The following is a 22,161-nucleotide window of genomic DNA, read 5'->3' on the forward strand; positions in this document are numbered from 1 at the left end:
ATGGGGGGTGTTCCTCACGATCCTCACCAGCAAGGCTGAAAGCGCCGGTCGGGAAGTGATCGCCGTGGACCCCCGCAACACCTCCCGCACCTGCCCCGCATGCGGGCACGTCGCGGCCCAGAACCGGCCCACCCAGGAAAAGTTCCACTGCCTCGCCTGCGGCCACACAGCCCACGCCGACACGGTGGGAGCCATCAACGTTCTACGGGCCGGGCTGGCCCGTCGCGACGCCAACCCGGCCTAGCGAGAAGCCCCGGCGCTTACGCCGGGGAGGAGTCACGGAAGCAAGGTAGCGGGCGCGCCGCCGCCGGGGCAGGAGTCAGACGTCAGGAGCCGCCGCGTGCCCGGGGCTTCAGAAGCAGTTCAGCAGGAGGACGTCCGCCACCGCGCAGAGCAGGTGGCCGCTGTGGGCGGCCGAGAGGAACTCCGTGGGGTGGGTGAACGGGCCCGTGATGAGCAGGAGTTCGCCGCGGGTGCGGGCCGTGCGCCGCCAGGGGTGGGTGCACAGGAGTGAGCCGCGGTACCAGGGGTGGCCGTCGGGGGTGGTGACGGTGAGCAGGCGGTCGTCGAGGGTCGCGCGCCAGCGCGGCGCGCCGTCGAGCTCGGAGGCCTCCTCGGCCGGGAGCCAGCCGAAGGCGGTGGGGTGGTCCGGGCGGGACGGGAAGACCAGCGTCGGGTGGCTGCGCCACAGCTCCGGCCAGACGTCCATCGCGCCGCCGAACGGGTCCGGCCACCCGTCGGGGGCGCGGGCCGGCGTCACCACGGCTGCCCCGCCGGTTCGGGGCCGGGACCGGGCCGCGCCGGAGGCGCTCCGGCCAGCGGAGTCGAGTGGGACTGAGGAGGCATCTGGTTCCCCGTGCGGGAAGGGGGCGAGGTGGGCGGGCGTCAGGGCTTGATGCCCACCGCGACCCACAGGCTGACCTCGGCGTCGGTGGGCGTCTGCGCCGATATCGCGTCCGGACGCCAGCGGTGGCCGACGGCGACGCCGGGCTCCAGCAGGTCGAGGCCCTCGAAGAAGCCGGCGACCTCCTTGCGGCTGCGGAACTGGACCGGGGTGCCCGAACCGTTGTAGATGTCCTGGACCTTCTCCCAGCTGACCGGGTCGAAGTCGGGCGTGCTGTGGCTGATCGCCAGCGCGCTGCCGGACGGCAGGGCTTCCAGCAGGACGCGCACGATGCGGTGCGGGTCCTGCGCGTCGGGGACGAAGTGCAGCAGCGCGTTCAGGGACAGGGCGACGGGCTGCTCCAAGTCGAGGACCTCGGACAGCTCGGGGCTGTCCAGCAGCGACTCCGGGTCGTTGACGTCCGCCTCGAGGTACGCCGTGCGCCCCTCGGGCATGCTGCGCATCAGGCGCTCGGCGTACTTGAGGACCAGGGGGTCGTTGTCGGCGTAGACGACGCGCGCGGACGGGGCGACCGCCTGGGCGACCTGGTGCAGGTTCGGCTCGGTGGGGATGCCCGTGCCGATGTCCAGCCACTGCCGGATGCCGTGCTCGCGCGCGAGGACGCGGGTGGCCCGGTGCATGAACGCACGGTTCTCCCGGGCGGACGTGAAGACGCTGGGGAACGCGGCGGCCACCCGTTCCGCGGCCTGGGCGTCGACCTCGAAGTGGTCCTTTCCGCCGAGGTAGTAGTCGTACATCCGGGCGGAGTGCGGCCTGTTCGTGTCGAGGCCCCTCGCGGGACGGGTGTCGCTCATCGGTTCCCCTTCGTTTCCTACGTCGTTCCGTACGTCGTCTCGTCCGTCCGTCTCGTTCGTCCGAGTCGTGCGGGTGGGCCGGGCCTAGCCGGCCAGCAGGTGGTCCGCGAGGCCCGCCTTGGCTCCTTCGATGAACGCGCTGATCTCGTCGGTGGTGTAGATCAGCGCGGGGCCGGCCGGGTCCGTGGACTGCCGGAGCGCGACGCGGCCGTCGGCCAGCCGCTTCGCCTCGACGCACTGTCCGCCGTTGGGGCCGCTCCAGGGCTTCTCCCAGCCCTGCTCGCCGAGTTCACGGGCCGGCATCCCGTTGTAGATCCCTCTGTCGGCGCCCGCAGTGTCGGTGGTGGTCATGAGTACTCCTTACGCATGCGGTTGAGCAGGGACGTGCTCTGCGCGGACGAGGTCAGCAGCGCCATCCGGTTGTGCGCCTCGAGATGGGCGACGACGTCCGCGCGCTGGTCCAGGTAGACGGACGCGGACAGGATCTCGCTGTAGACGACGTCGGGCAGCTCCCGCTCCTGGAAGCGGAAGTAGGTGAACGGCGCGCACGCTCCCACGTGGGCGCCCGCGGTGAAAGGGACGACGTCGATGCTGACGTGGTCCCGTTCCATGGCGGTGAGCAGCGCCTCGATCTGCTCGCGCATCACATCGGCGCTGCCGACGACGCGATGGAGCACCGCCTCCTCCATCACCACCCACAGGGTGGGCGCGTCGGGGCGGTCCAGCAGGCCCTGCCGGCGCAGCCGCAGGTCAACCCGCCGGTCCAGCTCGTCCTCGGCGTCATTGGGGAAGCCGCCCTGGAGCACCGCCCGCGCGTACGCGGGCGTCTGCAACAGGCCGGGGACGTAGTGGGGTTCGTAGGCGCGCAGCATGACGGCGCCGGACTCGAGGCTCACGTAGGCCGAGAACCAGGAGGGCAGCACGTCGCGGTAGGCGTACCACCAGCCCGGCTCGTTGGCCTGCTCGGCCAGCGCGATGAACTCCTCGATCTCCTGGGCGTCCGCGCCGTACTTCTCCAGCAGCCGGTCCACGTACAGGGGTTTGAGGGCGACTTCGGCCTTCTCCAGGCGGCGCACGGTCAGCGGGGTGACGCGCAGCGCCTTGGCGGCGGCCTCCAGCGACACTCCCGCGGCCAGGCGCCGCTCCTGGAGCCGCCGTCCGAGGATCATGCGCAGCACGGTGGGCGCGCCCGTGCCGGCCGTCGACCGGTTCTCGGCCACGCGCTCCACCTCCCCGACGTTCGCAGATCCGTCGATCCGTCAGCGATCCGATTTTGGCAGAGACTTAGCGGTGATGACACCAGGAGGATGACATCGTGCTGAAATTATCAGGGAGTTGGTTGCGTCCTGCGCGGGGCGGCGAGCATAGTCGGACATGTGAGTGCTCACCGACAGCAGACGACCGAGCTCCGACCCACCCGGCACTTAGTGACGGCGGGCCTGCGGCGATCCCACTGGCTGGAGCTTCCCGCTCAGCGCTCCAGCGTCGGACTCGCCCGGCACCGCCTCACCGAACACCTGCACGCCTGGTCCGTGCCCAGGCCGGCGCTTGACGACGCCGCCCTGCTGGTGTCCGAACTCGCCACCAACGCCGTGGTGCACACGGCGAGCACGAGGATCCTCTGCGGCGTCGCCCTCTCCCCCGACGGCTGCCTGCGCATCGAGGTCCACGACGACCAGGGCCTGCGCTGCGAGGCTCCGGACGCGCCGGATCTCGACGAGGAGAGCGGGCGCGGCCTGTTCATCGTCCGGGCCCTCGCCGAGTCCTGGGGCGTCAAGCCCTCCCCCGCCACCAACGGCAAGGTCGTCTGGGCGACGCTGAGGACGGCCTGACCGAACCGTCACCCCACGGGTGTCATCCCGGGCCGTCAGCCGGGACGGCCCCCTCCGGGCTCCGGTCCACCCGCCGTCGGGCGGCGATCTTGCGCGCCTGTGCCGTCTCCCGGGCGCAGCCCACCGCGTGGGCGCGGACCGTCGTCGGGTGCTGGCGCACGGCCGTGCGCAGGTCCTGGACCGTCTGACGGAGCCTGCCGAACTCCGCTATGTCCTCCTCCGTCCACCGGGCCCGCTGGAGCGCCTGCCGGGGCTCTGGGAACCGCGCGCGGTACTCGGCGGTCTTGCGCTGGGCGAAGTCGGCCAGCGCGTTGTCCGCCGCATCCAACTCGCGTTGGAGCTGGACGAGGTCGTCCGGGGCTGGAAGGGCGTCGGGCATATGACAGAGCTTACGAAGTCGATCTGGTGACGTCACTAGGCGTTCGGGAAGTGACACAGCGTCATTCATACGAGTTAAACGGGGTGTTGGGATTCCACCTTACTCCGTCCTGGGCCCGCCCGAGTACCGGATCGGCAGCCCCGCCGGGCAGCAGTCGAGCGACGGTCGAGCGGACGTCGTGCCGCGGTCGGGCGGATGTCGTGCCGCGGTCGAGTAGGCGTCGCGCCGCGGTCGGGTGGCCGTCTCGCGCCGCGGGCGGGCGGCCGTCGGGCGGCGTCGCGCCGGGCCGTCACCCGTTCGGACCGCGCCGGACGGAGCATCAGCTGTCGCGGGCCGCGTGGACAGCGCATCTAATCGGAAGGGCGCTCCGTCGCCGGACCGGCCGCGGGCACCCAGGCAGGCCACGCCCAGGCGAGTCCGAGTCGGATCGGAGAGGACCACTGATGTCGAGCACGAAGCGACCGATCTTCCACTACACCGCGGGTCTCGTCACCGCGGTGGCGCTCTTCGCCGCGGGCGTCCTCGGACTGAGCGCCTGCACCAGCTCGGCCGCGGGCAACTTCTCCGGCAGCGTCGTTACGACCTCCCAGCCGCCGAGCACCGCGAACTTCTCCGGCAGCGTTCCCTCGGCACTCCAGTCGGCCGCCTCGGCGGGCCAGGCCTCCGCCGCGTCCGTCTCCGCCTCCAGCGAGGCGCAGGCCTCCGCCTTCGCCTCCTCCGTCGCCGCCGAGTCCGCCCGGACGCAGGCCGCCTACCAGGCGGCTCTGAAAAACGTCAGCGGACGCGGCGACGCCGTCGGCGACGTCTTCCTCACCGGTCTGCCGAAGGCCCAGACCGGCGGGCTCCACGCGGCGGTCGTCAACATCACGAACCACACCGGGGCCACCGCCTCCTACGCCGTTCAGGTCGACTGGACCGACACCTCGGGACACGTCGTCGACAGCGACGTGGTCGGCACCGAGCATCTCGCCCCCGGCGGGAAGGCCACCCCGATCGCGTTCAGCACCAAGGACGCCGACCTGACCCTGGTCCCGACGGTCGCCAAGGCCCAGCGCTTCTGAGCCGGCCTCGCCGCCGCGGCGCACCGGCCGACCGGCCGGCCGCGGCGGCGCACGGCTGAGCGGCGCATGGCCAGGCGACGCCGGGAGGGAGCGGGTCGAGGGGAAGGAGACCGAGTGGCGCACCGGACGACCCGAGGGGCGCCGCGGCCCTCGCCGCGGCGGCGGGGCACCCCGCAGTTCCCCGCCGCGCTGGACAAGGTCGCGCGCGGGGCGCGCCGGGTGCGGGTCGTCGACCTGGACCGCGTCACCTCCGGTCCTCTGGTGCCGCGCGGCCTCCAGGTGGTCACGGGCTGGGCCTGGCGGCTGCTGGTGCTGGGGACGGCGGCCTATGTGGTGTTCCGGCTGCTGGCGAGGTTCCAGCCGGTCGCCGTCGCCGTCTTCCTCGGGCTGGTCATCGCCGCGCTGCTGCGGCCGCTGGCGAACCGTCTGAACCGGGTGATGTCCAGACCGTGGGCCGTCGTCTGCTCGTACCTGCTGTGCGTGGTCCTGATCGCCGGAGGGTTCGCCCTGACGGGGTTCCTGGTCGCGGGCGAGTCGGGGCATGTGACGACGCAGTTCGACTCCGGGATCCACCGGCTGGAGGTCTGGCTGGAGAAGCCGCCGTTCCATGTGCGCCCGTCCGCCCTGACGGATCTGCAGCACAAGGTGTCCTCGTTCATCTCCGCCCACCGGACCACGCTGATCCAGAGCGCCCTGAGCGGCGCGACCCAAGTGGTGGAGGCGCTGACGGTGGCCGCCCTGGGCCTGTTCTGCTCGGTGTTCTTCGTCTATTCGGGCGAGCGGCTGTGGGGGTGGACCCGCGACCAGCTCCCGGTGGGCGGGCGCCTTCGCTGGGACCGGGCCGGGCGCGCGGCCTGGCGCGCGTTCGCCGGCTACATCCGCGGCATCATCCTCGTGGCCGGGACCAACGCGATCCTGGTCGGCATCGCGTTGTTCGTGCTGCGGGTGCCCTTCGCGGTCCCGCTGGCGGTGCTGGAGTTCCTGGCGGCGTTCGTGCCGCTGATCGGCTCCCCGTTCGCGCTGGCGATCGCGAGCGTGGTCGCGCTGGCCGCGCGGGGGCCGGTGACGGCGCTGATCGTGCTGGCGCTGATCGTGGTGATCGGACAGATCGAGGGCCACCTGCTGCATCCGCTGATCATGAGCTGGGCGGTGCGGCTGCACCCCCTGGTGGTCGCCGTGTCCGTCATCATCGGCACGATCGCGCTCGGCTTCGTCGGAGCGGTGGTGGCGGTGCCGTTCGTCTCCGTCGCGTGGGCGGTCATCCAGGCGCTGCGGGAACCGGATCCCGACTGACCGCCACCGTCGCCCGTCCCCACTCCTCCGCCGCTCGTCCGCGCCCGTTCGCCCGGTCCGACGCGCCGCCGTCCGGGTGATTCCGCATCGGCTTCGCATGCGTCAACACGCCCTCGCCGGTGCCGAGTTGGGCGCTGCTGGCGGGCCTTCGCGCAGCTGTCGCCCGAGCGTGCGTCCCCACCGCCGAGCGGTAGCCGTGCGTCATCTTTTGCGGACGTTCGGTAATCGAACTAGCGTGACTCGTGACCGGTCCCCACGGGGTCACGACGACAGGGTCGTGGCTTCCCGGGGATCGACCCGAGGGGTGCACGACGTCGGCTCACACCGGCAGCCCCCACTCCCCCGGCCCGTCATCGGGCCCACCTCATCAGGAGATTCGCAGATGCTTCTGCAGTCGACTCTTCGCAAGATCGCCACCGTCACGGCCGCCGGCGCGCTCGCCACGGTCGCCGCCGCGGGGACCGCCTCGGCCGCCGCCCCGTCGTCGTGGCACCACCACCACCTGTACAAGGGCCAGGTCATCGCCAAGACCGGCCTGCTGATCCGCAACGCTCCGAACCGGAACGGCAAGGTGGTCGGCTCGCTGGCCTACGGCCAGACCGTCTGGATCAAGTGCAAGGTCAACGGCGAGACGGTGGACGGCAACCCGCGCTGGTACAAGCTGGCGAACGGCTGCTGGGCCTGGTCCTCGGCCCGGTACATCGAGAACATCGGTGAGGCCCCGCGCTGGTGCCACTGACGGCAGAGGCTGAGCGGTCCGCGTCCGGTTCCCCGGGCGCGGACCGCTCCATGTGACGGGTCGGATCAGCCGTCGGTGTCCGAGGACGGGATGTACGCGCCGGGGACGTCGTTCGGGGCGTAGATCCGGGTCTCACCGGGGTACGGCGTCTGCCAGTTGTGCGTCTGGTACCAGACCAGGTGGTTCATCTGCGCCGGGTTCGCGTAGTCCGGCACCGCGTTGGGGCCGGTCAGCCGCTGCTGCGACTTCCACGTGGCCCACTGCGCCGCGATCGACGTCTCGGCCTGCGGGACGGCGGTGGTCGACGGGACCAGGGACGCCTTGGGGTCCTGCGGGGCCGGGTTGTCGTTGCCGCACGGCGGCGGGGTGGGCAGGCCGTCGGTCAGCGAGGTGCGGTTCGGCACCGCGTTGAACGGCGCGTAGTTCGGCGTGTCGGTGAAGGCCGTGGTCATCGGGGTGGCCGCGGTGTCCTTCTGGTTCATCGGGTGGATCCCGAGGATCTGCTCGATGGTGCGGATCATCGTGATCTGCGTGTAGTAGTGGTCGTCGACGGTGCCGTGCTGGGCCCAGGGGCTGATGATCTGGATCGGCGCGCGGTGGCCGTCGACGTGGTCGAGGCCGGCCTGGGAGTCGTCCTCGACGACGAAGATCGCCGAGTTCTTCCAGTACTTGCTGTGGGTGATCTCGTCGACGATCTTGCCGGTGGCCAGGTCGTTGTCGGCGACCTGCGCGGCGGGGCTGGCCGGGCCGCCGGTGTGGTCGCTGGAGAGCCAGAGCATGTTGAGGTTGGCCGGACCGTTCTTCTCGAAGTCCTGCTTCCAGATCTCGTACCGGTACTGGTCCGGGATGCTGGTGTCGAACTTCGGGAAGGCGGGCACGGACACGTTGTTGAGCGACGGGATCGGCGAGGAGGAAGCCAGGGTGTAGGCGCTGCCCTGACCGGTCTTGTCCATGTTCTTGGCGTCGCAGTACAGGTTCTGCCAGCTCGCGTCGGCGGGCTTGGTCAGGAACTGGTGGAACTCGCCGAAGTCGCGGACGCTGTCGCCCACGGCCTGCGCGCCGGTCCACAGGAAGCCGGAGGCCTGGTGGCCGAGCGCGTCGTCCTCCGTGTCGTAGCTGCGCAGGTACTCGCCGGCGGAGGACTCGGTGTACTCCGGGTCGTCGGCCTGCATCAGCCAGTTGTGGCCCTCGGCGGAGTTGGTGCCGATGTCGTAGGTGTTGTCGTAGAGCCCGAACTGCTCGGCCAGGGCGTGCTGGTTCGGTGTGACGTTCTCACCGAACTGGGCCAGCGCCGGGTCGCCGTTGCCCTGCGGGATGTCGCCGAAGAGCTGGTCGTAGGTGCGGTTCTCCTTGACGATCAGGAAGACGTGCTTGATCGTCGACGGGTCGCCGATCCGCGCCGGCACCGGGACGGCCTTGGCCTTGTGCGCGGTCGCGAGCTTGAGCGCGCCGCTGGTCCAGCCGTTCTGCTGGAAGACCTTGGCGGTCTCGCTCCTGACGACCCGGTCGCTCGGCAGGGTGAACTGCGTCAGGCTCGACGTGGTGTCGTGGGTGTTGTGCGCGCCGGTGGCGTCGGGGCGCAGGGCGTCGATGCCGCGGGTGTTGGAGACCACCACGTTCTTGCCGACGGTCGTGATCTGGGCGGGGAAGTAGTCGGTGGGCAGCAGGCCGACGTAGCTGACCGGCTCCTGGGCGCTGGTGTAGCGGTACACCGCGACCGCGTTGGCGCGGCCGAGGGTGACCAGCAGGTGGCCGTCGTCGGTCAGGGTGACCGCGTCGGGCTCGTAGCCGACCGTGGCCTCCGGCCAGGGCTGCGTGGAGATGGTCTGCACGACCTTGTCGCGCTTGGTGTCGATGACCGACACGGTGTTGCTGGCGGTGTCGGTGACGAACACCGCGCCCTTCTTCGCGTAGACCGCGGTCGGGTGCAGGCCGGTCCTGATGCTGCCGACGGCGGCGTTCGGGTCGGCCAGGTTGATGACGCTGACCGAGCCGGTGGTGGTGGCGCCGGTCACGTGGCTGGCCGGGACCTGGGTGCCGTAGGAGTTGAGGGTGGACTCGCCGGGCTTGGCCGGGCGGCCGCCCTCGTTGCTGACGTAGAGCTTGTCACCCACCTGGACCATGCCGCGCGGGGCGTTGCCCACCGCCCAGCTCTGCTCGATCGCGCCGGTGGCGGCGTTGATGGCGACGACCCGGTTCTGGCCGTTGACCGCGCCGTAGACGGTCTTGCCGTCGGCCGAGAAGACCGCGGCGGCGACGAGCGCGTGCTCGGCGCCCTGGGCCGGGATCGCGACGGTGACCGGGCTGGACAGGGAGCCGTCGGCGTTGACCGTGAACTTGGTGTAGCCGTCGGTCTGCCCCAGCCACAGCTGCGTGCCGTCGGGCGAGTACGTCGGGCCTTCCTGACCCACCGCGCTGCTGGGGATCTTCAGGTCGTCGACGGAGGCGCTGCCGACCCGCTGCTGGATCTGACCGGTCTTGAGGTCGACCACGACCAGCGCCGCGTCCCCGTCGGTGACCGAGGCGGCGAGGTGGCCGCCGTCGGGGCTGACGGTGGACGACATGAGCTTGCCGTCGTTGATGACCAGGCGGCTGCCGTAGGGGGCGATGTACTGGTCGCTGGAGATGACCTGGCCCTTGGCGGTGACCTGGCCGACGTGCTGGTCGCCGAACTGCCGAGTCGAGGCGACGGCGGTTCCGGTGGCCACGGCGACGGCGGTGACGCACGCCGTCACCAGCGTCGCCCGACGGCCGAGGCGGCGGCCCAGGAGGACGAAGTGCTGCTCCTGGACACGCCGGCGGCGCGTTACCTGCATGGAGTCATCCCTTCGGGGAGGTGGGGAGCAGCTCGACATCGCCGTCGAACTGCCACAGCGGGTTCGGCGCGTCCCCGGCCGGGGTGTGCACCAGGAAGTAGCCGTTCACTTCTTTGGGTCCGTCGCCGTCGGCCTCGATGCGTCCGTTGGAGGCGATGTTGAGCTGGTAGACCGCGTTGCCGGGGGCGGTCGTGCCGGGCAGGTGCCAGGTGACCACGCAGCGCCAGTCGTTGCCCGCGCCCACCGGGTCGACCTGGCCGTCGCTGCGGTCGCAGGTCGCGGTGACCTGGAGCTGGGCCTCGGTGACGGCGGGCCGGTTGAGTTCGGCGGTCTGCAGGCGGTAGAGGTGGGCGAAGGCGGTGGCGACGGACTGCTGCACCTTGGCCTGGGTGATCCCCGAACCCGTGGACGGGGTGGCCGCGGCGATGCCGCCGAAGGTGAGCGCGAACAGCGCGACCAGCGGCAGGACGGCGCGGAGGCTCATCCGGCGTCCGGTGCCGTCGTCGGTGGCGTTGGTGAAGTCCCGTCGTACGAACAGCCGGTAGGCCACGGCGGTGGCGACGACGATCCAGGCCAGGCTGACCGCGAGGGCGACCAGCAGCTCGTCGAGCTGGGCCGGGTCGGCGAACAGCCCGTTCCAGGAGACGAACGCGTAGCCGGGCAGCGCGAGGCGCAGCGCGACCGGCAGCGGCAGCATCTGCGCGAGCTGCATCGCGACGGCCACGAGCGCGGGAACCAGCAGTCCCATCGGCGAGCGTCCGAGGACGACGGAGCCGAGCAGGCCGATCGCGGCCAGGGCGAGGGTGGGCACGAGCGCGCAGGCCCAGGCGAGCAGCACGTTCCCGGCGGCGGCGGACGGCGTGAGCGTGTGGCCGTCGAGGCCGACCAGCGGCCGGTTCCCGGCCGTCGCGACGCCCCCCGCCACACTGGAGGCGACCAGTCCGGCCACGAGCAGCACCAGGACGGTGAGGGCGGCCAGGGCCTTGGCCCAGAAGATCCGCCGCGGCGAGCGGACCGCCACCAGCAGGTGACGCCAGGTGCCGAGCCGGTCCTCGGCGGCGAACACGTCCCCGGCGACGACCGACACCAGCAGCGGCAGCGCCCAGGAGCCGGCGAAACCGAGGACCACGAGCGGTCCGGCCCAGCCGGTGGCGTGCATCCAGCGGCCGAACAGGGTGTCGCTGGGCAGTGTGCTCTGCTGGTTCACGGCGGCGACGAACAGGCCGGGTGCGGTCCAGCAGACGAGCGTCAGCAGGCGGATCCGCCACTGCGAGACGAGCTTGTCCAGCTCGAACCGGTAGGCGCGGGTGACCGGGACGCGCAGGGCGTCGGCCTCGGTGTCGGCGTCTCCACCGGCCACGTCGTGCTCGACGACGGTCGTGGTCATCGGTCGGCCTCCTGCTTCCGCTGCTCCTGCTGCTCCGCCTGCTCGTGCCGTTCCTGCCGCTCCTGCGGTTCCTGCTGGTCCGTCGGCTCCTCGGTGAGGGCGAGGAACGCGGCCTCCAGCGGCGAGACCACCGGGGCGACCTCGCGTATCGCGAGGTCCTCGCCGACCAGTCGGGTCACCAGCCGCTCCAGGGCGGGCGCCGAGGAGCGGACCACCAGCGCCTCGGCGCCGCGCCACGCCGCGGCGCCGTCGACGACACGGACGCCGGGCGCGGCGGCGGCGAGGCGACGGGCGGCGGCGGGGTCCGAGGTGAGCAGGCGGTAGTCCAGCTCGCGGCCGTCGGCGGCCAACTTGCCGATCGGGCCGGAGAAGCGGACCCGCCCGGTCGCCAGGATGGTGACCTCGGAGCAGAGCGCCTCCAGGTCGTCCATGCGGTGGCTGGAGAGCACCACGGTCGCGCCCTCGTCCGCGAGCCGGGTCAGCACCCCGTGCACGTGCTTCTTGCCGGCGGGGTCGAGGCCGTTGGAGGGCTCGTCCAGCACCAGCAGGCGGGGGCTGGTGAGCAGGGCCGCGGCCAGCCCGAGGCGCTGACGCATGCCCAGGGAGAAGCCGCGGGCCCGGTCGTCGGCGACCTCGGTGAGCCCGACCTCCCCGAGCACCTCGTCGATGCGCCGACTGCGCCGGTCCTGGCCGCGCAACGCGGCCAGGGCGGCCAGGTTCTGTCGGGCCGTCAGCGACGGGTACAGGCCGGGCCCGTCCACGAATCCGGCGACGCCCGCGGGCGCGGCGAGCGCCCGCCCGACCGGCCTGCCGAGGACCTCCAGGCTGCCGCCGTCCGCGACGGCCAGGCCCAGCAGCAGACCCAGCAGAGTCGTCTTGCCGGCGCCGTTCGGCCCTACCAGACCGTGGATCTGTCCCGGCGTCAGATCCAGGTCGACGTCGTCGAGAGCGACGACGTCGCCGAAGCACTTGGTGATCCCACGAGCCCGTACCGCACGTACCGCACGCTGTGTATCCATGGCCCCTTCTCACAAACCCTCAGGAAACGTAAAGGGCGTGACGCGCCACGGTCAGGGGCGGCGGGTTGAACGTACGCGGAACGTCAGGCGACCGACCGCCCCCCGGAGGGACCTCAGGCCCGTCGGGTCGCCGACCGGTCCTGGCTGGTGAGCGGATATCTGTCTGCTGAATGGACACATGTCTAGTCAATGTCCTCCGGGCTGGCTACGCTGACGCCCACCCCGCCGCCCCGGTCAAGCCCGCAGGCCCTACAGGTCACCCGCAGGCCCCACCCCCACCCGAGCCGCCACCGCGAGGAACCCTCCGATGCATCCCACCTCTCACCCCGGGGAGCCGCCGTACGACTACGGCGACCTGTCCGGCTGGCCCCCGTCCGCCCGCCTGGCACCGCCTCCCAGGCCCGGCCCGCCGCCCGGTCCGCCGCCCGTGCCGCCGCAGGCCACGGCGACGCCCGGCCTCGACGCTCTGCGCCGACGCGTCGGCCGCCTCGACCGCGCGCTGATCACCGTCAACGCCGCCTCCTTCGCGGCGCTCGTGCTGCTGGCCGGCGCAGCTCCGGGCCTGCTCGCCGTCGACGTCGTCGGGCAGATCAACCTGGGGCTGCTGCTCTGCGCGGCCCTCGGCGTGGTGTCGCTCTGCACCTCGATCCGTTACGACCGCCGCTACAGCCGCGAGGTCGATCCCGAGGCGGACCGGATCCGGACCAGGCACGAGGAGCGGGTGGCCGCCACGGCCACGGCAGCCCAGGAGCGCGCCGCCGGCCGGAGATGGAGCGGCTGGTGAACCGTCTCCTCCTCGCCGACGCCCCCACGGCGGCCGGCCAGAGCGCCCACACCGCGGTGCTGATCTCGTTCCTCGTCTTCGTCTGCGTCACGCTGCTGCTCTGCGTCATGGTCGGCCCGGACAAGGACGAGGTCGCCGACTTCTACACGGCCAACCGCACACTGACGCCGCTCCAGAACGGCCTGGCGCTGTCCGGCGACTACATCTCCGCCGCGACCATGCTGGGCACCACCGGCATCATCGCGCTCTCCGGTTTCAACGGCATCATGCTCGACGTGAGCACGGCCCTCGCGCTCAGCACGCTGCTGGTGCTCGCCGGTCCGCTGCGCAACGCCGGCCGCTACACCCTCGGGGACATCTTCGCGCTGCGGGCCCCCGGCAGGGCGCCGCGCGTCGCCGCCTCGGTGGCGACCCTCGCCGTCTCGGTGCCGTTCCTCGTCGTCCAGCTCTCCGGCGCCGGCGCCGCGACCGCCATGCTGCTGGGCCTGACCAGCGCCGGGGCCCAGCAGATCTGCATCGTGCTGATCGGCGTGCTCATGGTCGCCTACACCCTCGCCGGGGGTATGAAGGGGACCAGCCTGATGCAGATCGCCAAGGTGGTCCTCACCACCGTCACCCTGGCGATCACGACGCTCTGCGTGCTGGCCCGGTTCCACTGGAGCCCCAGCGAACTGCTGTCCGCGGCCGCGCAGGGCAGCGGCCATCCGGCCGACTACCTGCGCTCCACCTCGCAGTTCGGCGTCACCGCCAGCGGTCCGCTCAACATCGCCGGACTCCACCTGACCGTCGTGCTCGGCGCGGCCTGCATGCCGCACATGATCATGCGGATCAACGCGACCTCCGACGGCGCCACCGCGCGACGCTCCACCCGGTACGCGCTCGGCACCGTGGGCGTCTACAGCGTCCTGCTGGCCGTCCTGGGCCTGGGCGCCGCCGCGCTGGTGGGCGGCCAGGCGATCTCCGCCGTCAACCCCAACGGCCAGGCGTCGTTGCTGCTGCTCGCCGGAACCCTGGCCGGCGGCCCCTCCACCACGGCCGGACTGTCCCTGACGACCGCCGTCGCCTGCACGGTCTTCGTCACCGTGCTCGCCGTGGTCGCCGGCATCACGCTCAGCGCGGCCGCCAGCCTGGCCCACGACGTGCACGCCCACGCCATCCGCCGCGGCCGTCTCACCGAGGCCAAGGAGGTGCGCACGGTCCGGTGGGCCGCGCTGCTCTTCGGCATCGTCGGCATCCTGCTGGCGGTCGAGGCACAGGGCTACAACGTGCAGTTCCTCTCCATGCTGGCGGTGGCCGTGGCCGCGTCCGCGGTGCTGCCGGCCCTGGTCTGCAGCCTCTTCTGGCGCGGCTACAACCGCACCGGACTGCTCTGGTCCGTCTACGGCGGGGCCGCGCTCACGATCGGCCTGCAGCTGATCTCCCCCACCGTCTCCGGTGGTCCGGGCACGCTCTTCCCGACGCACGACTTCGCCTGGTCCCCGCTGCAGAGCGTGGGGCTCGTCTCCATCCCGGCCTCCTTCCTGCTCGGCTGGGCGGGAAGCATGCGCGGACGGCGACGGGCCGAGGCCGGACACGAGGTCGACCCGATCGACCGGATCGACCAGGAGGCCGTGGAGCTGCGCGTGCTCACCGGGGCCGACGCGGACTGACCTCCGCGGCGTGGCGGCGAGCCCCGAGGGCTCAGCCCCTGGGCGGGGACCCCTCCCCGCCCAGGGCCACCCACCACACGGCCGCCATCTCGTCCAGCAGCATCTCCCGGTCCGGCTGCCACGCCTGCTGCACCACGGTGTCCATCGCCACCTGGTGGAACTGCCGCAGCAGCAGTTGCAGGCGCACCCGCGCCCGCGCCGGGTCCTCCGTGCTGTCCAGGTACTCCGGCAGCGCCTCGACCATCCGCTCCACCTGCGCCGAACGGCGGTCCGCGACCGTGCCGTCCACCGCCATCGCCTCGTTGAGCGCGGCCAGCAGCCGGGCGTGCTCCTCGTACCAGCCCAGCGACAGCTCCAGCCAGCGGCGCAGCCCCGCCCGCGTCCTCAGCGCCTTCGGCAGCGTGGCGAACAGACCCCGGTCCGAGGGCGTCACCCGCTCCAGCAGCGCCGCGGCGGCTTCCGCCTTGGAGCGGAAGTGCACATAGAACGTGGCCCGGCTGGCCCCGGCGCGCCGCACGATCTCGTCGACCGTCGCCGCCGCGTAGTCCGTCTCCTCCAGCACCTCGCGCACGGCCTCGAGCAGCCGCTTGCGGGTCAGCTCCCGGTACTCGCTGCGCAGCGAGGGTGCCCTCGGGGCGGTCTGCGGCGCGGGATCCGCCGCGGACGACGCCGCGGATGAAGCGGGTGAAGGAGTCACGGGCCCACCCTATCCCGGGGGCCGGTCACGGCGGGCTGACCGGGGCTTTCACGGCGGCCCCGGCTCGGCGGCCGGTGATGCGCTCGTGGTCGCCGGAGCCGATCGGACGGGCCTCGTCGGCCAGCAGCTGCGGGATGCCGTCGACGATCGCGTAGGCGCGGCGCAACCGCGGGTTGTACAGGCTCTCCGTCTCCGCGTCGTACAGCAGCGGGCCCTTGTCGACGGGACAGGCGAGCAGGTCGAGGAGCTCTGCGGACAGGGGCATGCGGTCCTCCGCGGCTGGGACGGTGTCGGGGCGCCCCCGGTCGTCGACGCCGGGGGCCGGTGGGGTGCGGGCGTGGACGATCAGGTCGGCGGCGAACTCGGGGACGTGCTGGAGCAGACGGTCCAGCGGGCGCAGCAGGCGAGGGGTGTCGTGGTAGGCGGCACCCCGCACGGCGACGATGTCGAGATCGTGCCCGCGCAGCAGCCCGAGCAGCGCCGCGCGCGTGAACAGCCGCAGGTGGCCGACGACTTCGCTGCCAGGGCGGCCGTAGATCCGCTTCAGGCTGACCTCGCTGAAGACCGGCTGCACACCCGCCAGCAGCAGCCCGCGGTTGAACCAGGCCGCCAGGTTGGGCGTGGACAGCAGCAGCGAGCCGCCGGGCCGCAGCACGCGCACGAGTTCGTCCAGCGCCGCGTCGGTGTCGACAAGGTGCTCGATGACCTCGCTGAACACGACCACGTCGAGGGCGTGGTCCGGAACGGGCAGCCCGCCGCCGTCCGTGCCGAGGTTGCCGCGGCCGTCGGTACCGAGGCTGCCGCCGCCTTCGAGGGTCGCCCGCACGAGGGTCAAGCCGCGGGCGCGGGCGCGCTCCAGGGCCATCTGCGACCAGTCCGCGCCGACGACGGTGTGTCCGTGCGCGCGCTCGGCGAGCAGCGCGGTGGCCGCACCGTCGCCGCAGCCGACGTCGAGGATGCTCAGCCGTCGGCGGGCCGCCGCGGCCCGGTCCAGCAGCGGTTCGAGGAGCGCGAGTTGGCGTCTGGCCCGGTCCAGGCCGGAGGCGACGACGACGGTGGGGTCCTCGTAGAGGCTGCGCAGCGGGGAGGAGGCGGGGTCGGTCACGGGTTTCCTTCCGTGCGGCGGGAGGCCGCCGCGGGGGCGGCGAGCGCGTCGGCGCCGGCCGGGCGGCACGCCGGCGCGGCGGCGGCTTCTTCGGACGCGGCGAGCTCGGCGAGCTCGTGGACGGCGTCGGCGAACAGCTCGGTGAACGCGGCGGCGGCGGGGGCGTCCAGCGCCTCGAAGCGGTGACGGATCATCAGGTGCAGGCGTCCGTTGGCGCCTAGGGCGGTCACGGAGAGACCGCGCGGCATCGGCGCGGGGGCGGCGGCCCACAGCTCGGTGATCTCCCCCGCACCGCTCAGGGCCCGCGGCAGCTCCGTGAGCGGGCCGAGGTTGCTGAGCATGGTGGTGTCCGCGAAGGACCGCGCGGCGAACCGCACACAGGGAGCGAGGACGCGCCGCAGCCCACGCGGCAGCCACGGCGCGCCGAGCACGACAGCGGCCGGCCCCCCTTGGGGCCCTGCGGGCGCGCCCTTGGCCTGGACGGTACGGGCGGCGACGGCGGCGAGCGCGGTCCGGGCGTCGCGTCCGGCGGCGTCGATGTCGATGGAGGTGAGCCGCGAGTGGTTGCCGTCCCCGAGGTGCCGCGCCCGGGGGTCGCGGGTGTTCACGGGCATCGTGATCCGCAGGGGCTCGACGGGACGGGAGTGGAGGGCGTTCCACCGCGTGACGGCCAGCCCGAGGGCGGCCAGCAGCAGGTCGTTGAGCGTCACCCCCGCCGCCTTGGCGGCCCGCGCCAGCGCGGCGGCCTGCCCGACGTCGAACCCGAGCGGGGCCAGGCCGTACCCACGCCGTCGCCCGGCCGCGGGCTCCCGGGCGACCCGCACCGGCCGGGGTGGGAGCAGGGCCGGACGCGCGGCGGCCGCGGCCTCCGCGGCCCGCCGTCGGGCATCCGGCCGCGACGGATATGCCCTGCGCCCGGCCTCGTAGCCCGCGACCTCCTGTCGCCCTGCGCCGCCGGGCGCGGCCCCGCCGGGCGCTGCCCCGCCAGGGACCGCACCGTCAGGGACCGCACCGCCACGCCCGGCCCCGCCGTCGACCGCCCCGACGTCCCGGCCCCCGCTTGCGGGAGGCTCACCGGACCCCGGCACGCCACGTGCTGCCCTGTCCCGCTCGGCCCCGCCACGGCACGCCGCGCCGTCGACGACCCCGCCGTCCGAGGCAGCGCCTGCCGGTGCCGCACCGTCAGCCGGTCCGCCACGCCCCGCCGTGCCCTTCGCCGCCTCCTCCGCGCCGTTGTACGCCGCGCAGATCGCCAGCAGGACGCCGACGAAGCCCATGCCGTCGAAGCCGGCGTGGTGGGCGACCAGGAGGAGGTGGTCGCCCTCCGGCGTGCCGTGGAGGAGGCGCAGGCGCAGCAGCGGAGGCTGCCGGAGGTCGAGGGGCTGGTCGAGGAGGGCGCGCCGCTCGGTGTCCAGGTCGAGGGCGGGGCCGGTGCGGACGGTCAGCGGATCGGTTGCGGGCTGCGGCTCCACCTGCCAGCGGCTGCGGGGGCGCCACGGCGGAGCGGGCAGGCGACGGGAGCGGGTCGCCGGGTGGGCCGCGAAGGCGGTGTGGACGGCGGCGCGGAGCCGGTCGGGGTCCAGGCGTCCCGCGACGGCGAGCTCCAGGTAGATGAGGTTCGGCTCGCCGCGTCGCTCCATCAGGTCGGCGGTCTCGTCGACCGCGGTGAAGCGGGTGCTCGCCGGGGCGGTCATGCCGTCCTCCGCAGGACCAGTTCGGTGCGGTGGCGCGGCAGCCGCACGATCGGGGGGCGGGTGAGCAGCGCCAGGTCGTCCCGCCGGCGGAGGTGGCGCACCAGGGGGCGGCGGGGGCCGCCGAGCGAGAGGCACACGAGTCCGCCGACGCGGGTGATGCGGGCCAGCTCGTCCAGGACGCCGACGGCGTCCGGACCGTGGGGTAACGCGGCGTCGCAGTAGGCGAGGTCCGCCGCGCCGTCCTTGACCGGCAGCCAGTAGCCGTCGGCGACCACGCGCTCCGCCGGGCCCGGTGCCGCGGCGGCCGCGGACCGCGTGCCGCCCGTCGCGCCCGGTTCCACGGCCAGGCAGCGGGCGCCCGCTGCGCGGAAGGCGTCCGCGCGCCACATGTCGTCGCCGACGGCGACCACCTGACGGCCCGCCAGCCCGTATAAGCGGTCCAGTCGGCGCACCCGGAAGGCGGCGTGCAGGCGCTGGTACGTGCGGCAGCCGACCCCGTGCCGGACGGCCGTGGCCAGCAGCCGCAGCGGCGTGGCGGCGGGCAGCGGATGGTCCTCGGGGGCTGCGGCCTCCGCCGAGCCGCCTCGCGCGCTCACGACCCCTCCGCCGCCGGTGACGAGGCGGACGCCGCGCCGCCCTCCGGATCGGGCCCGTCCGACCCGCCCGACACAGCCGACCCGCCCGACACACCCGCCCCGGTCTCGGCCTCGGCTTCGGCCCCGGCCAGAGCCGTTCCGCGGCGCAGCCGCACGCCTCCGAGGACGGCCAGGACCGCCCCCGCCGCCGTGACCAGCCAGGGCACCGGGCCTTCCAGCAGGGAGAGTTCCGTCGCCTGCCCGGTGGCCTGGTCGACGAGTTGCTGCTCGGTGTCCTGCGTGGTCCGCAGCGTGACATCGAGGGCGGTGGCGGTGTGGCGCGTATCGCCGGGCAGGTGCAGTGTGACGATCTCGTGCGTGGCGACGGAGACGGGCGTGCCGGTCTCGGGGTCGACGAGGGTGACGGTCTGCGGGTTCTGGTACCACTCCTGGGCCTCGACGGTGGCGTCCTTCGAGGTGACGCCGAGGGCGCCCGGCGGCACGGCGATGGTGCCGACCTCGGTGGGCGGAATGGTCTGCACGTAGGCGTTGAAGGCGTGGCCGTCGATCTCGCGGGTTCCGTCGAGCTGGGCGGGGAAGGCGCGTCGGGCCTCCGGGTCCCACAGCTGGTAGGTGAGGGCGTCGGCGTGGAAGGGGAACTTGCGGAAGGCGTCCGCGCCCTGGCCGGTGTCGGCGCCGCAGCAGGGGACGAACCGGTTGGTGACGCGGTCGAAGGTCCAGCGGTGCACGCTCAGTTGCAGGGCCTGGCGGGCGTCGCTCAGGGCGATCGTGCCCGGGGTGTCGACGCGGGTGGTGATGGTCCACACGGCGGCATGGTGTTCCCGGCCGACGGCCGGGTCGCCCTGGATGTGCTCGGTGACGGTGACCAGCCCGGTGCCGGGCGCTCCCGTGGTCGGGTCGAGGTAGCGGCCCTGGCCGGTGGAGACGGTGGTGCTGTCGGGGTCCCAGGGTGCGACGCGGACGGCGGGCAGCACGGCGAACCGCAGCACCGGACCGGCGGCGACGAGCAGCGCACCGGCGGCCAGCAGGACGGCGGCGCTGACGCGTTGGCTCATCGGACCCCCAAGGGCTGCCGGACGTGGTGGCGGCGGAGCACGTGCGAGAGGTGCCTCCGGACCGTAGAGCCTGAACTGACGGAACGTCAATAATCGCGGAGCGGACGATGGTTACCGCATTGACTAGGGAACTACCGGCAAGTAGGAAGTTATTGACGCTTTGTCATCAACCCCCTAGGGTTGGCGCGCCCTTCTCCCCGCCCCCGACGAAAGGCACCCCCCGATGGACCGCCAAGGCGTCCTTCGGCCGCCGTCCCGGGAGAACGACACCCGGGCCCGGACGGCACCCCGCGCGCACGTCGCCTTCCTCTCCCTGCGCGACCTCGCCAGCCCCGCCGCCGGCGGGTCGGAACTGCTCATCGACAAGCTCGCCGAGGGCCTGGCCCGTCGCGGCCACCCCACCACCCTGGTCTGCGGCGGTCCCGTCGGCGCCGGTCGGCCCTACCGGGTCCGCCGCAACGGCGGTCCGTACAGCCAGTTCCTCACCGCGCCGCGCACGGTCCGCTCCCTGGACCGGGTCGACCTGCTGGTGGAGGTCTGCAACGGCCTGCCCTACCTCGCCCCCGCCTGGTCCCCGCACACCCCTACCGTCTGCCTGGTCAACCACGTGCACCGGGAACTGTGGCCGCTGCGCTACCCGTGGCCCATCGCCGCGCTGGGCCGCTACGCGGAGACCGTGCTGCTGCCGCGCGTCCACCGCGGCAACCTCTTCGTGGCCGTCTCCGACTCCACCGCCCAGGCGCTGGCGGAGATCGGCGTGGCCCCCGAGCGGATCCGCGTGGTCACCAACGGAGTCGAGGACGTGGCCGAACCCGCCGCCCTGCCGCGGAAGTCGACCGAGCCGCTCTTCCTCGCGCTGGGCCGCCTGGCCGAGTACAAACGGATCGACCTGCTGCTGCGGCTCTGGGAGCGGGTGCGCCCCGTCACCGGCGGCACCCTGGTGATCGCGGGCGACGGCCCCGAGCGCGAACGGCTGCTGACCATGGCCGGACGCCAGGTCGTCTTCACCGGGCGGATCAGCGAACAGACCAAGCACGAACTGCTGTGCCAGGCCTGGCTGCTGCTGCACCCGTCCCAGGTCGAGGGGTGGGGGCTGGTGGTCACCGAGGCCGCGGTGCGCCGCACGCCGACCGTCGGCTTCCGCATCCCCGGGCTCACCGACTCCGTCGCGCACGGCGCGACCGGCCTGCTGGCCCCCACCGAGGGCGCGTTCGCCTCAGCGTGGGCCGGGCTCGCCCTCGACCCCGCCCGGCGGCGCGCCATGGGCGCCGCGGCCCGCAGACGCGCGCTCGGCCTGCGCTGGCACACCACCGTCGAGCGGTTCGCCGGCGTCGTGGACGAGGCCCTGCACCGGGCCACCCGCACCCCGCACTGAGGCCGCGGGCGGACGCAGGGCCAGCACCAGCAGCGAGACCACCAGCGCCGCGAGACGCAGCGCGAGCCGCAGCGGATCGGCGGGCAGCGGCTCGTGGAAGATGACCCCGCCCGCGACCATGACCAGCGCGTTGCCGGTGATGACCTGGGCGGGCACCAGTGTGGCCGCGCGCGAGCGCTGCAGGCCGATCTGCATCACGCCCAGCATCAGCACGGAGAACAGGCCGAGCAGCCACGGATACGGCAGCTCAGCCAGGGCGACGAGGGAGCGGCGGCCGTCGCGCGCGGACACCGCCAGCGCCTTGGCCAGCAGTCCGCCCGCGCCGTTGAGCAGACCCACCGCCACCCCGTAGGCGGTGCCCGAGCGCGGCCCGCGCGGCAGCAGCACCGCGCCCGCGCCGACCGCCGCGAGCGCGCACACCGTCAGCACCGCGAGCGGGTGCTCGCCGTGGCCCACCGGGTCCAGCCGCGGATCGTAACTGAGCACGAGCAGCACGGTGCTCGTCGCGAGCAGGCCGAGCATGGCGAGGTCGGCGCGGGCCGGGGCCTCCCGATAGGCCAGCGCGGACGCGGCGACCAGGACCGCCGGACCGACGGCGAGCAGCGGCTGCGCCACGGTGATCGGCAGCAGCCCCTGCGAGACGACCTGGAGCACCAGCCCGGCCAGCACCAGCGCGAATCCGGCGAGCCACGCCGGCCTGCCGAACAGCGACCGGAACAGCGCCACCGGCGCGCCCAGCCGCAACGGCGGCAGCGCACCGAGCGCCTGCTTCTCCACCAGCAGACCGACGTTGTAGCAGACCGCCGCGAGCACGGCCGCCCCGACCCCGAGTATCACGGCGACTCCCCGAGCCCCTCGACCGTCGACGGCGGCAGCCCGGAGCGCGCCAGGGGCGCGGGCTGCGCCGACGCAGCCTGTGGCCCTGGCTGCGCGCGCGGCCCGGCGGGCGCCGACGGGGGAGCCTCCCGCACCAAACCGCCGG

The 22,161-nt window shown here is 73.3% G+C and carries 21 protein-coding genes and 1 pseudogene; 8 read left to right on the top strand and 14 right to left on the bottom strand.

Annotated elements, in window-relative coordinates; translation table 11 throughout:
* Positions 1-244: zinc ribbon domain-containing protein (locus TR50_RS36525; RefSeq protein ID WP_042432603.1), on the top strand; the 244-nt coding region annotated here is incomplete at its 5' end.
* Positions 245-352: 108 nt separating this feature from the next.
* Here TR50_RS36525 and TR50_RS36530 read toward each other — a convergent pair.
* The 4 genes from TR50_RS36530 to TR50_RS36545 form a co-directional block, all read right to left on the bottom strand.
* Complete coding sequence (locus TR50_RS36530) at positions 353-763, bottom strand: hypothetical protein (protein ID WP_042432606.1); 411 nt, start codon at positions 761-763, stop codon at positions 353-355.
* Between the two features lie 122 nt (positions 764-885).
* Complete coding sequence (locus TR50_RS36535; RefSeq protein WP_042432609.1) at positions 886-1,698, bottom strand: SAM-dependent methyltransferase; 813 nt, start codon at positions 1,696-1,698, stop codon at positions 886-888.
* Positions 1,699-1,782: 84 nt separating this feature from the next.
* Complete coding sequence (locus TR50_RS36540; RefSeq protein ID WP_042432612.1) at positions 1,783-2,049, bottom strand: DUF397 domain-containing protein; 267 nt, start codon at positions 2,047-2,049, stop codon at positions 1,783-1,785.
* Positions 2,046-2,867, bottom strand: a complete 822-nt coding sequence (locus tag TR50_RS36545) for a Sco1979 family transcriptional regulator (protein WP_439654271.1) — start codon at positions 2,865-2,867, stop codon at positions 2,046-2,048. The genes TR50_RS36540 and TR50_RS36545 overlap by 4 nt, the downstream gene beginning before the upstream one ends.
* A gap of 258 nt (positions 2,868-3,125) precedes the next feature.
* On the opposite strand from TR50_RS36545, the gene TR50_RS36550 reads away from it, so the two are divergent.
* Positions 3,126-3,530: an ATP-binding protein gene (locus TR50_RS36550; RefSeq protein WP_174514891.1), complete on the top strand. Its 405-nt coding sequence runs from the start codon at positions 3,126-3,128 to the stop codon at positions 3,528-3,530.
* Between the two features lie 22 nt (positions 3,531-3,552).
* On the opposite strand, the gene TR50_RS46190 is transcribed toward TR50_RS36550, so the two are convergent.
* Positions 3,553-3,909, bottom strand: coding sequence for a hypothetical protein (locus TR50_RS46190; RefSeq protein ID WP_042432615.1), 357 nt, complete (start codon positions 3,907-3,909; stop codon positions 3,553-3,555).
* A gap of 443 nt (positions 3,910-4,352) precedes the next feature.
* On the opposite strand from TR50_RS46190, the gene TR50_RS47335 reads away from it, so the two are divergent.
* From TR50_RS47335 to TR50_RS36570, 3 genes are all read left to right on the top strand, one after another.
* The gene (locus TR50_RS47335) at positions 4,353-4,970 is read left to right on the top strand and encodes a hypothetical protein (protein ID WP_042432618.1); all 618 of its coding nucleotides are present in this window, start codon (positions 4,353-4,355) and stop codon (positions 4,968-4,970) included.
* Between the two features lie 114 nt (positions 4,971-5,084).
* Entirely contained in the window at positions 5,085-6,263 is a 1,179-nt protein-coding gene (locus TR50_RS36565) for an AI-2E family transporter (protein WP_439654270.1), read from the top strand.
* A gap of 382 nt (positions 6,264-6,645) precedes the next feature.
* The gene (locus TR50_RS36570; RefSeq protein ID WP_042432621.1) at positions 6,646-7,002 is read left to right on the top strand and encodes an SH3 domain-containing protein; all 357 of its coding nucleotides are present in this window, start codon (positions 6,646-6,648) and stop codon (positions 7,000-7,002) included.
* Between the two features lie 65 nt (positions 7,003-7,067).
* On the opposite strand, the gene TR50_RS36575 is transcribed toward TR50_RS36570, so the two are convergent.
* Genes TR50_RS36575 through TR50_RS36585 form a run of 3 tightly spaced genes read right to left on the bottom strand, consistent with a single transcriptional unit; the run spans position 7,068 to position 12,224 of the window.
* On the bottom strand, positions 7,068-9,818 hold the full coding sequence (locus TR50_RS36575; RefSeq protein WP_042432624.1) for an alkaline phosphatase family protein: 2,751 nt from the start codon (positions 9,816-9,818) through the stop codon (positions 7,068-7,070).
* Positions 9,819-9,822: 4 nt separating this feature from the next.
* The gene (locus tag TR50_RS36580) at positions 9,823-11,205 is read right to left on the bottom strand and encodes an ABC-2 transporter permease family protein (protein WP_236654743.1); all 1,383 of its coding nucleotides are present in this window, start codon (positions 11,203-11,205) and stop codon (positions 9,823-9,825) included.
* The gene (locus tag TR50_RS36585) at positions 11,202-12,224 is read right to left on the bottom strand and encodes an ABC transporter ATP-binding protein (protein WP_042432627.1); all 1,023 of its coding nucleotides are present in this window, start codon (positions 12,222-12,224) and stop codon (positions 11,202-11,204) included. Before TR50_RS36585 ends, TR50_RS36580 begins: the two co-directional genes overlap by 4 nt.
* A gap of 307 nt (positions 12,225-12,531) precedes the next feature.
* Between TR50_RS36585 and TR50_RS43290 the strand changes: the two genes are divergently transcribed.
* Positions 12,532-13,008, top strand: a complete 477-nt coding sequence (locus TR50_RS43290) for a DUF485 domain-containing protein (protein WP_052441753.1) — start codon at positions 12,532-12,534, stop codon at positions 13,006-13,008.
* Entirely contained in the window at positions 13,005-14,657 is a 1,653-nt protein-coding gene (locus tag TR50_RS36595) for a sodium/solute symporter (RefSeq protein WP_042432696.1), read from the top strand. The genes TR50_RS43290 and TR50_RS36595 overlap by 4 nt, the downstream gene beginning before the upstream one ends.
* A 31-nt stretch (positions 14,658-14,688) precedes the next feature.
* Here the strand turns inward: TR50_RS36595 and TR50_RS36600 are convergent, their stop codons facing one another.
* From TR50_RS36600 to pgfA, 6 genes and pseudogenes are all read right to left on the bottom strand, one after another.
* The gene (locus tag TR50_RS36600) at positions 14,689-15,354 is read right to left on the bottom strand and encodes a TetR/AcrR family transcriptional regulator (protein ID WP_052441755.1); all 666 of its coding nucleotides are present in this window, start codon (positions 15,352-15,354) and stop codon (positions 14,689-14,691) included.
* Between the two features lie 25 nt (positions 15,355-15,379).
* The gene (locus tag TR50_RS44960; protein WP_084701625.1) at positions 15,380-15,619 is read right to left on the bottom strand and encodes a Trm112 family protein; all 240 of its coding nucleotides are present in this window, start codon (positions 15,617-15,619) and stop codon (positions 15,380-15,382) included.
* Between the two features lie 183 nt (positions 15,620-15,802).
* Positions 15,803-16,528 (bottom strand): annotated as a pseudogene (locus tag TR50_RS36610) (class I SAM-dependent methyltransferase); the annotation flags it as partial.
* Positions 16,456-18,153, bottom strand: a complete 1,698-nt coding sequence (locus TR50_RS43295; protein WP_052441756.1) for a condensation domain-containing protein — start codon at positions 18,151-18,153, stop codon at positions 16,456-16,458. The gene TR50_RS43295 and the pseudogene TR50_RS36610, both read right to left, overlap by 73 nt.
* On the bottom strand, positions 18,150-18,749 hold the full coding sequence (locus TR50_RS43300; protein ID WP_052441757.1) for a methyltransferase domain-containing protein: 600 nt from the start codon (positions 18,747-18,749) through the stop codon (positions 18,150-18,152). Before TR50_RS43300 ends, TR50_RS43295 begins: the two co-directional genes overlap by 4 nt.
* On the bottom strand, positions 18,746-19,804 hold the full coding sequence (pgfA, locus tag TR50_RS36625) for a cell envelope lipid trafficking protein PgfA (protein ID WP_042432635.1): 1,059 nt from the start codon (positions 19,802-19,804) through the stop codon (positions 18,746-18,748). Before pgfA ends, TR50_RS43300 begins: the two co-directional genes overlap by 4 nt.
* Before the next feature lie 223 nt (positions 19,805-20,027).
* Between pgfA and TR50_RS36630 the strand changes: the two genes are divergently transcribed.
* The gene (locus tag TR50_RS36630; protein WP_084701617.1) at positions 20,028-21,179 is read left to right on the top strand and encodes a glycosyltransferase family 4 protein; all 1,152 of its coding nucleotides are present in this window, start codon (positions 20,028-20,030) and stop codon (positions 21,177-21,179) included.
* The last annotated feature ends 982 nt before the right edge of the window (positions 21,180-22,161 follow it).

The sequence above is a fragment of the Streptacidiphilus anmyonensis genome, from assembly GCF_000787855.1.
GTDB classification, from domain to species: domain Bacteria; phylum Actinomycetota; class Actinomycetes; order Streptomycetales; family Streptomycetaceae; genus Streptacidiphilus; species Streptacidiphilus anmyonensis.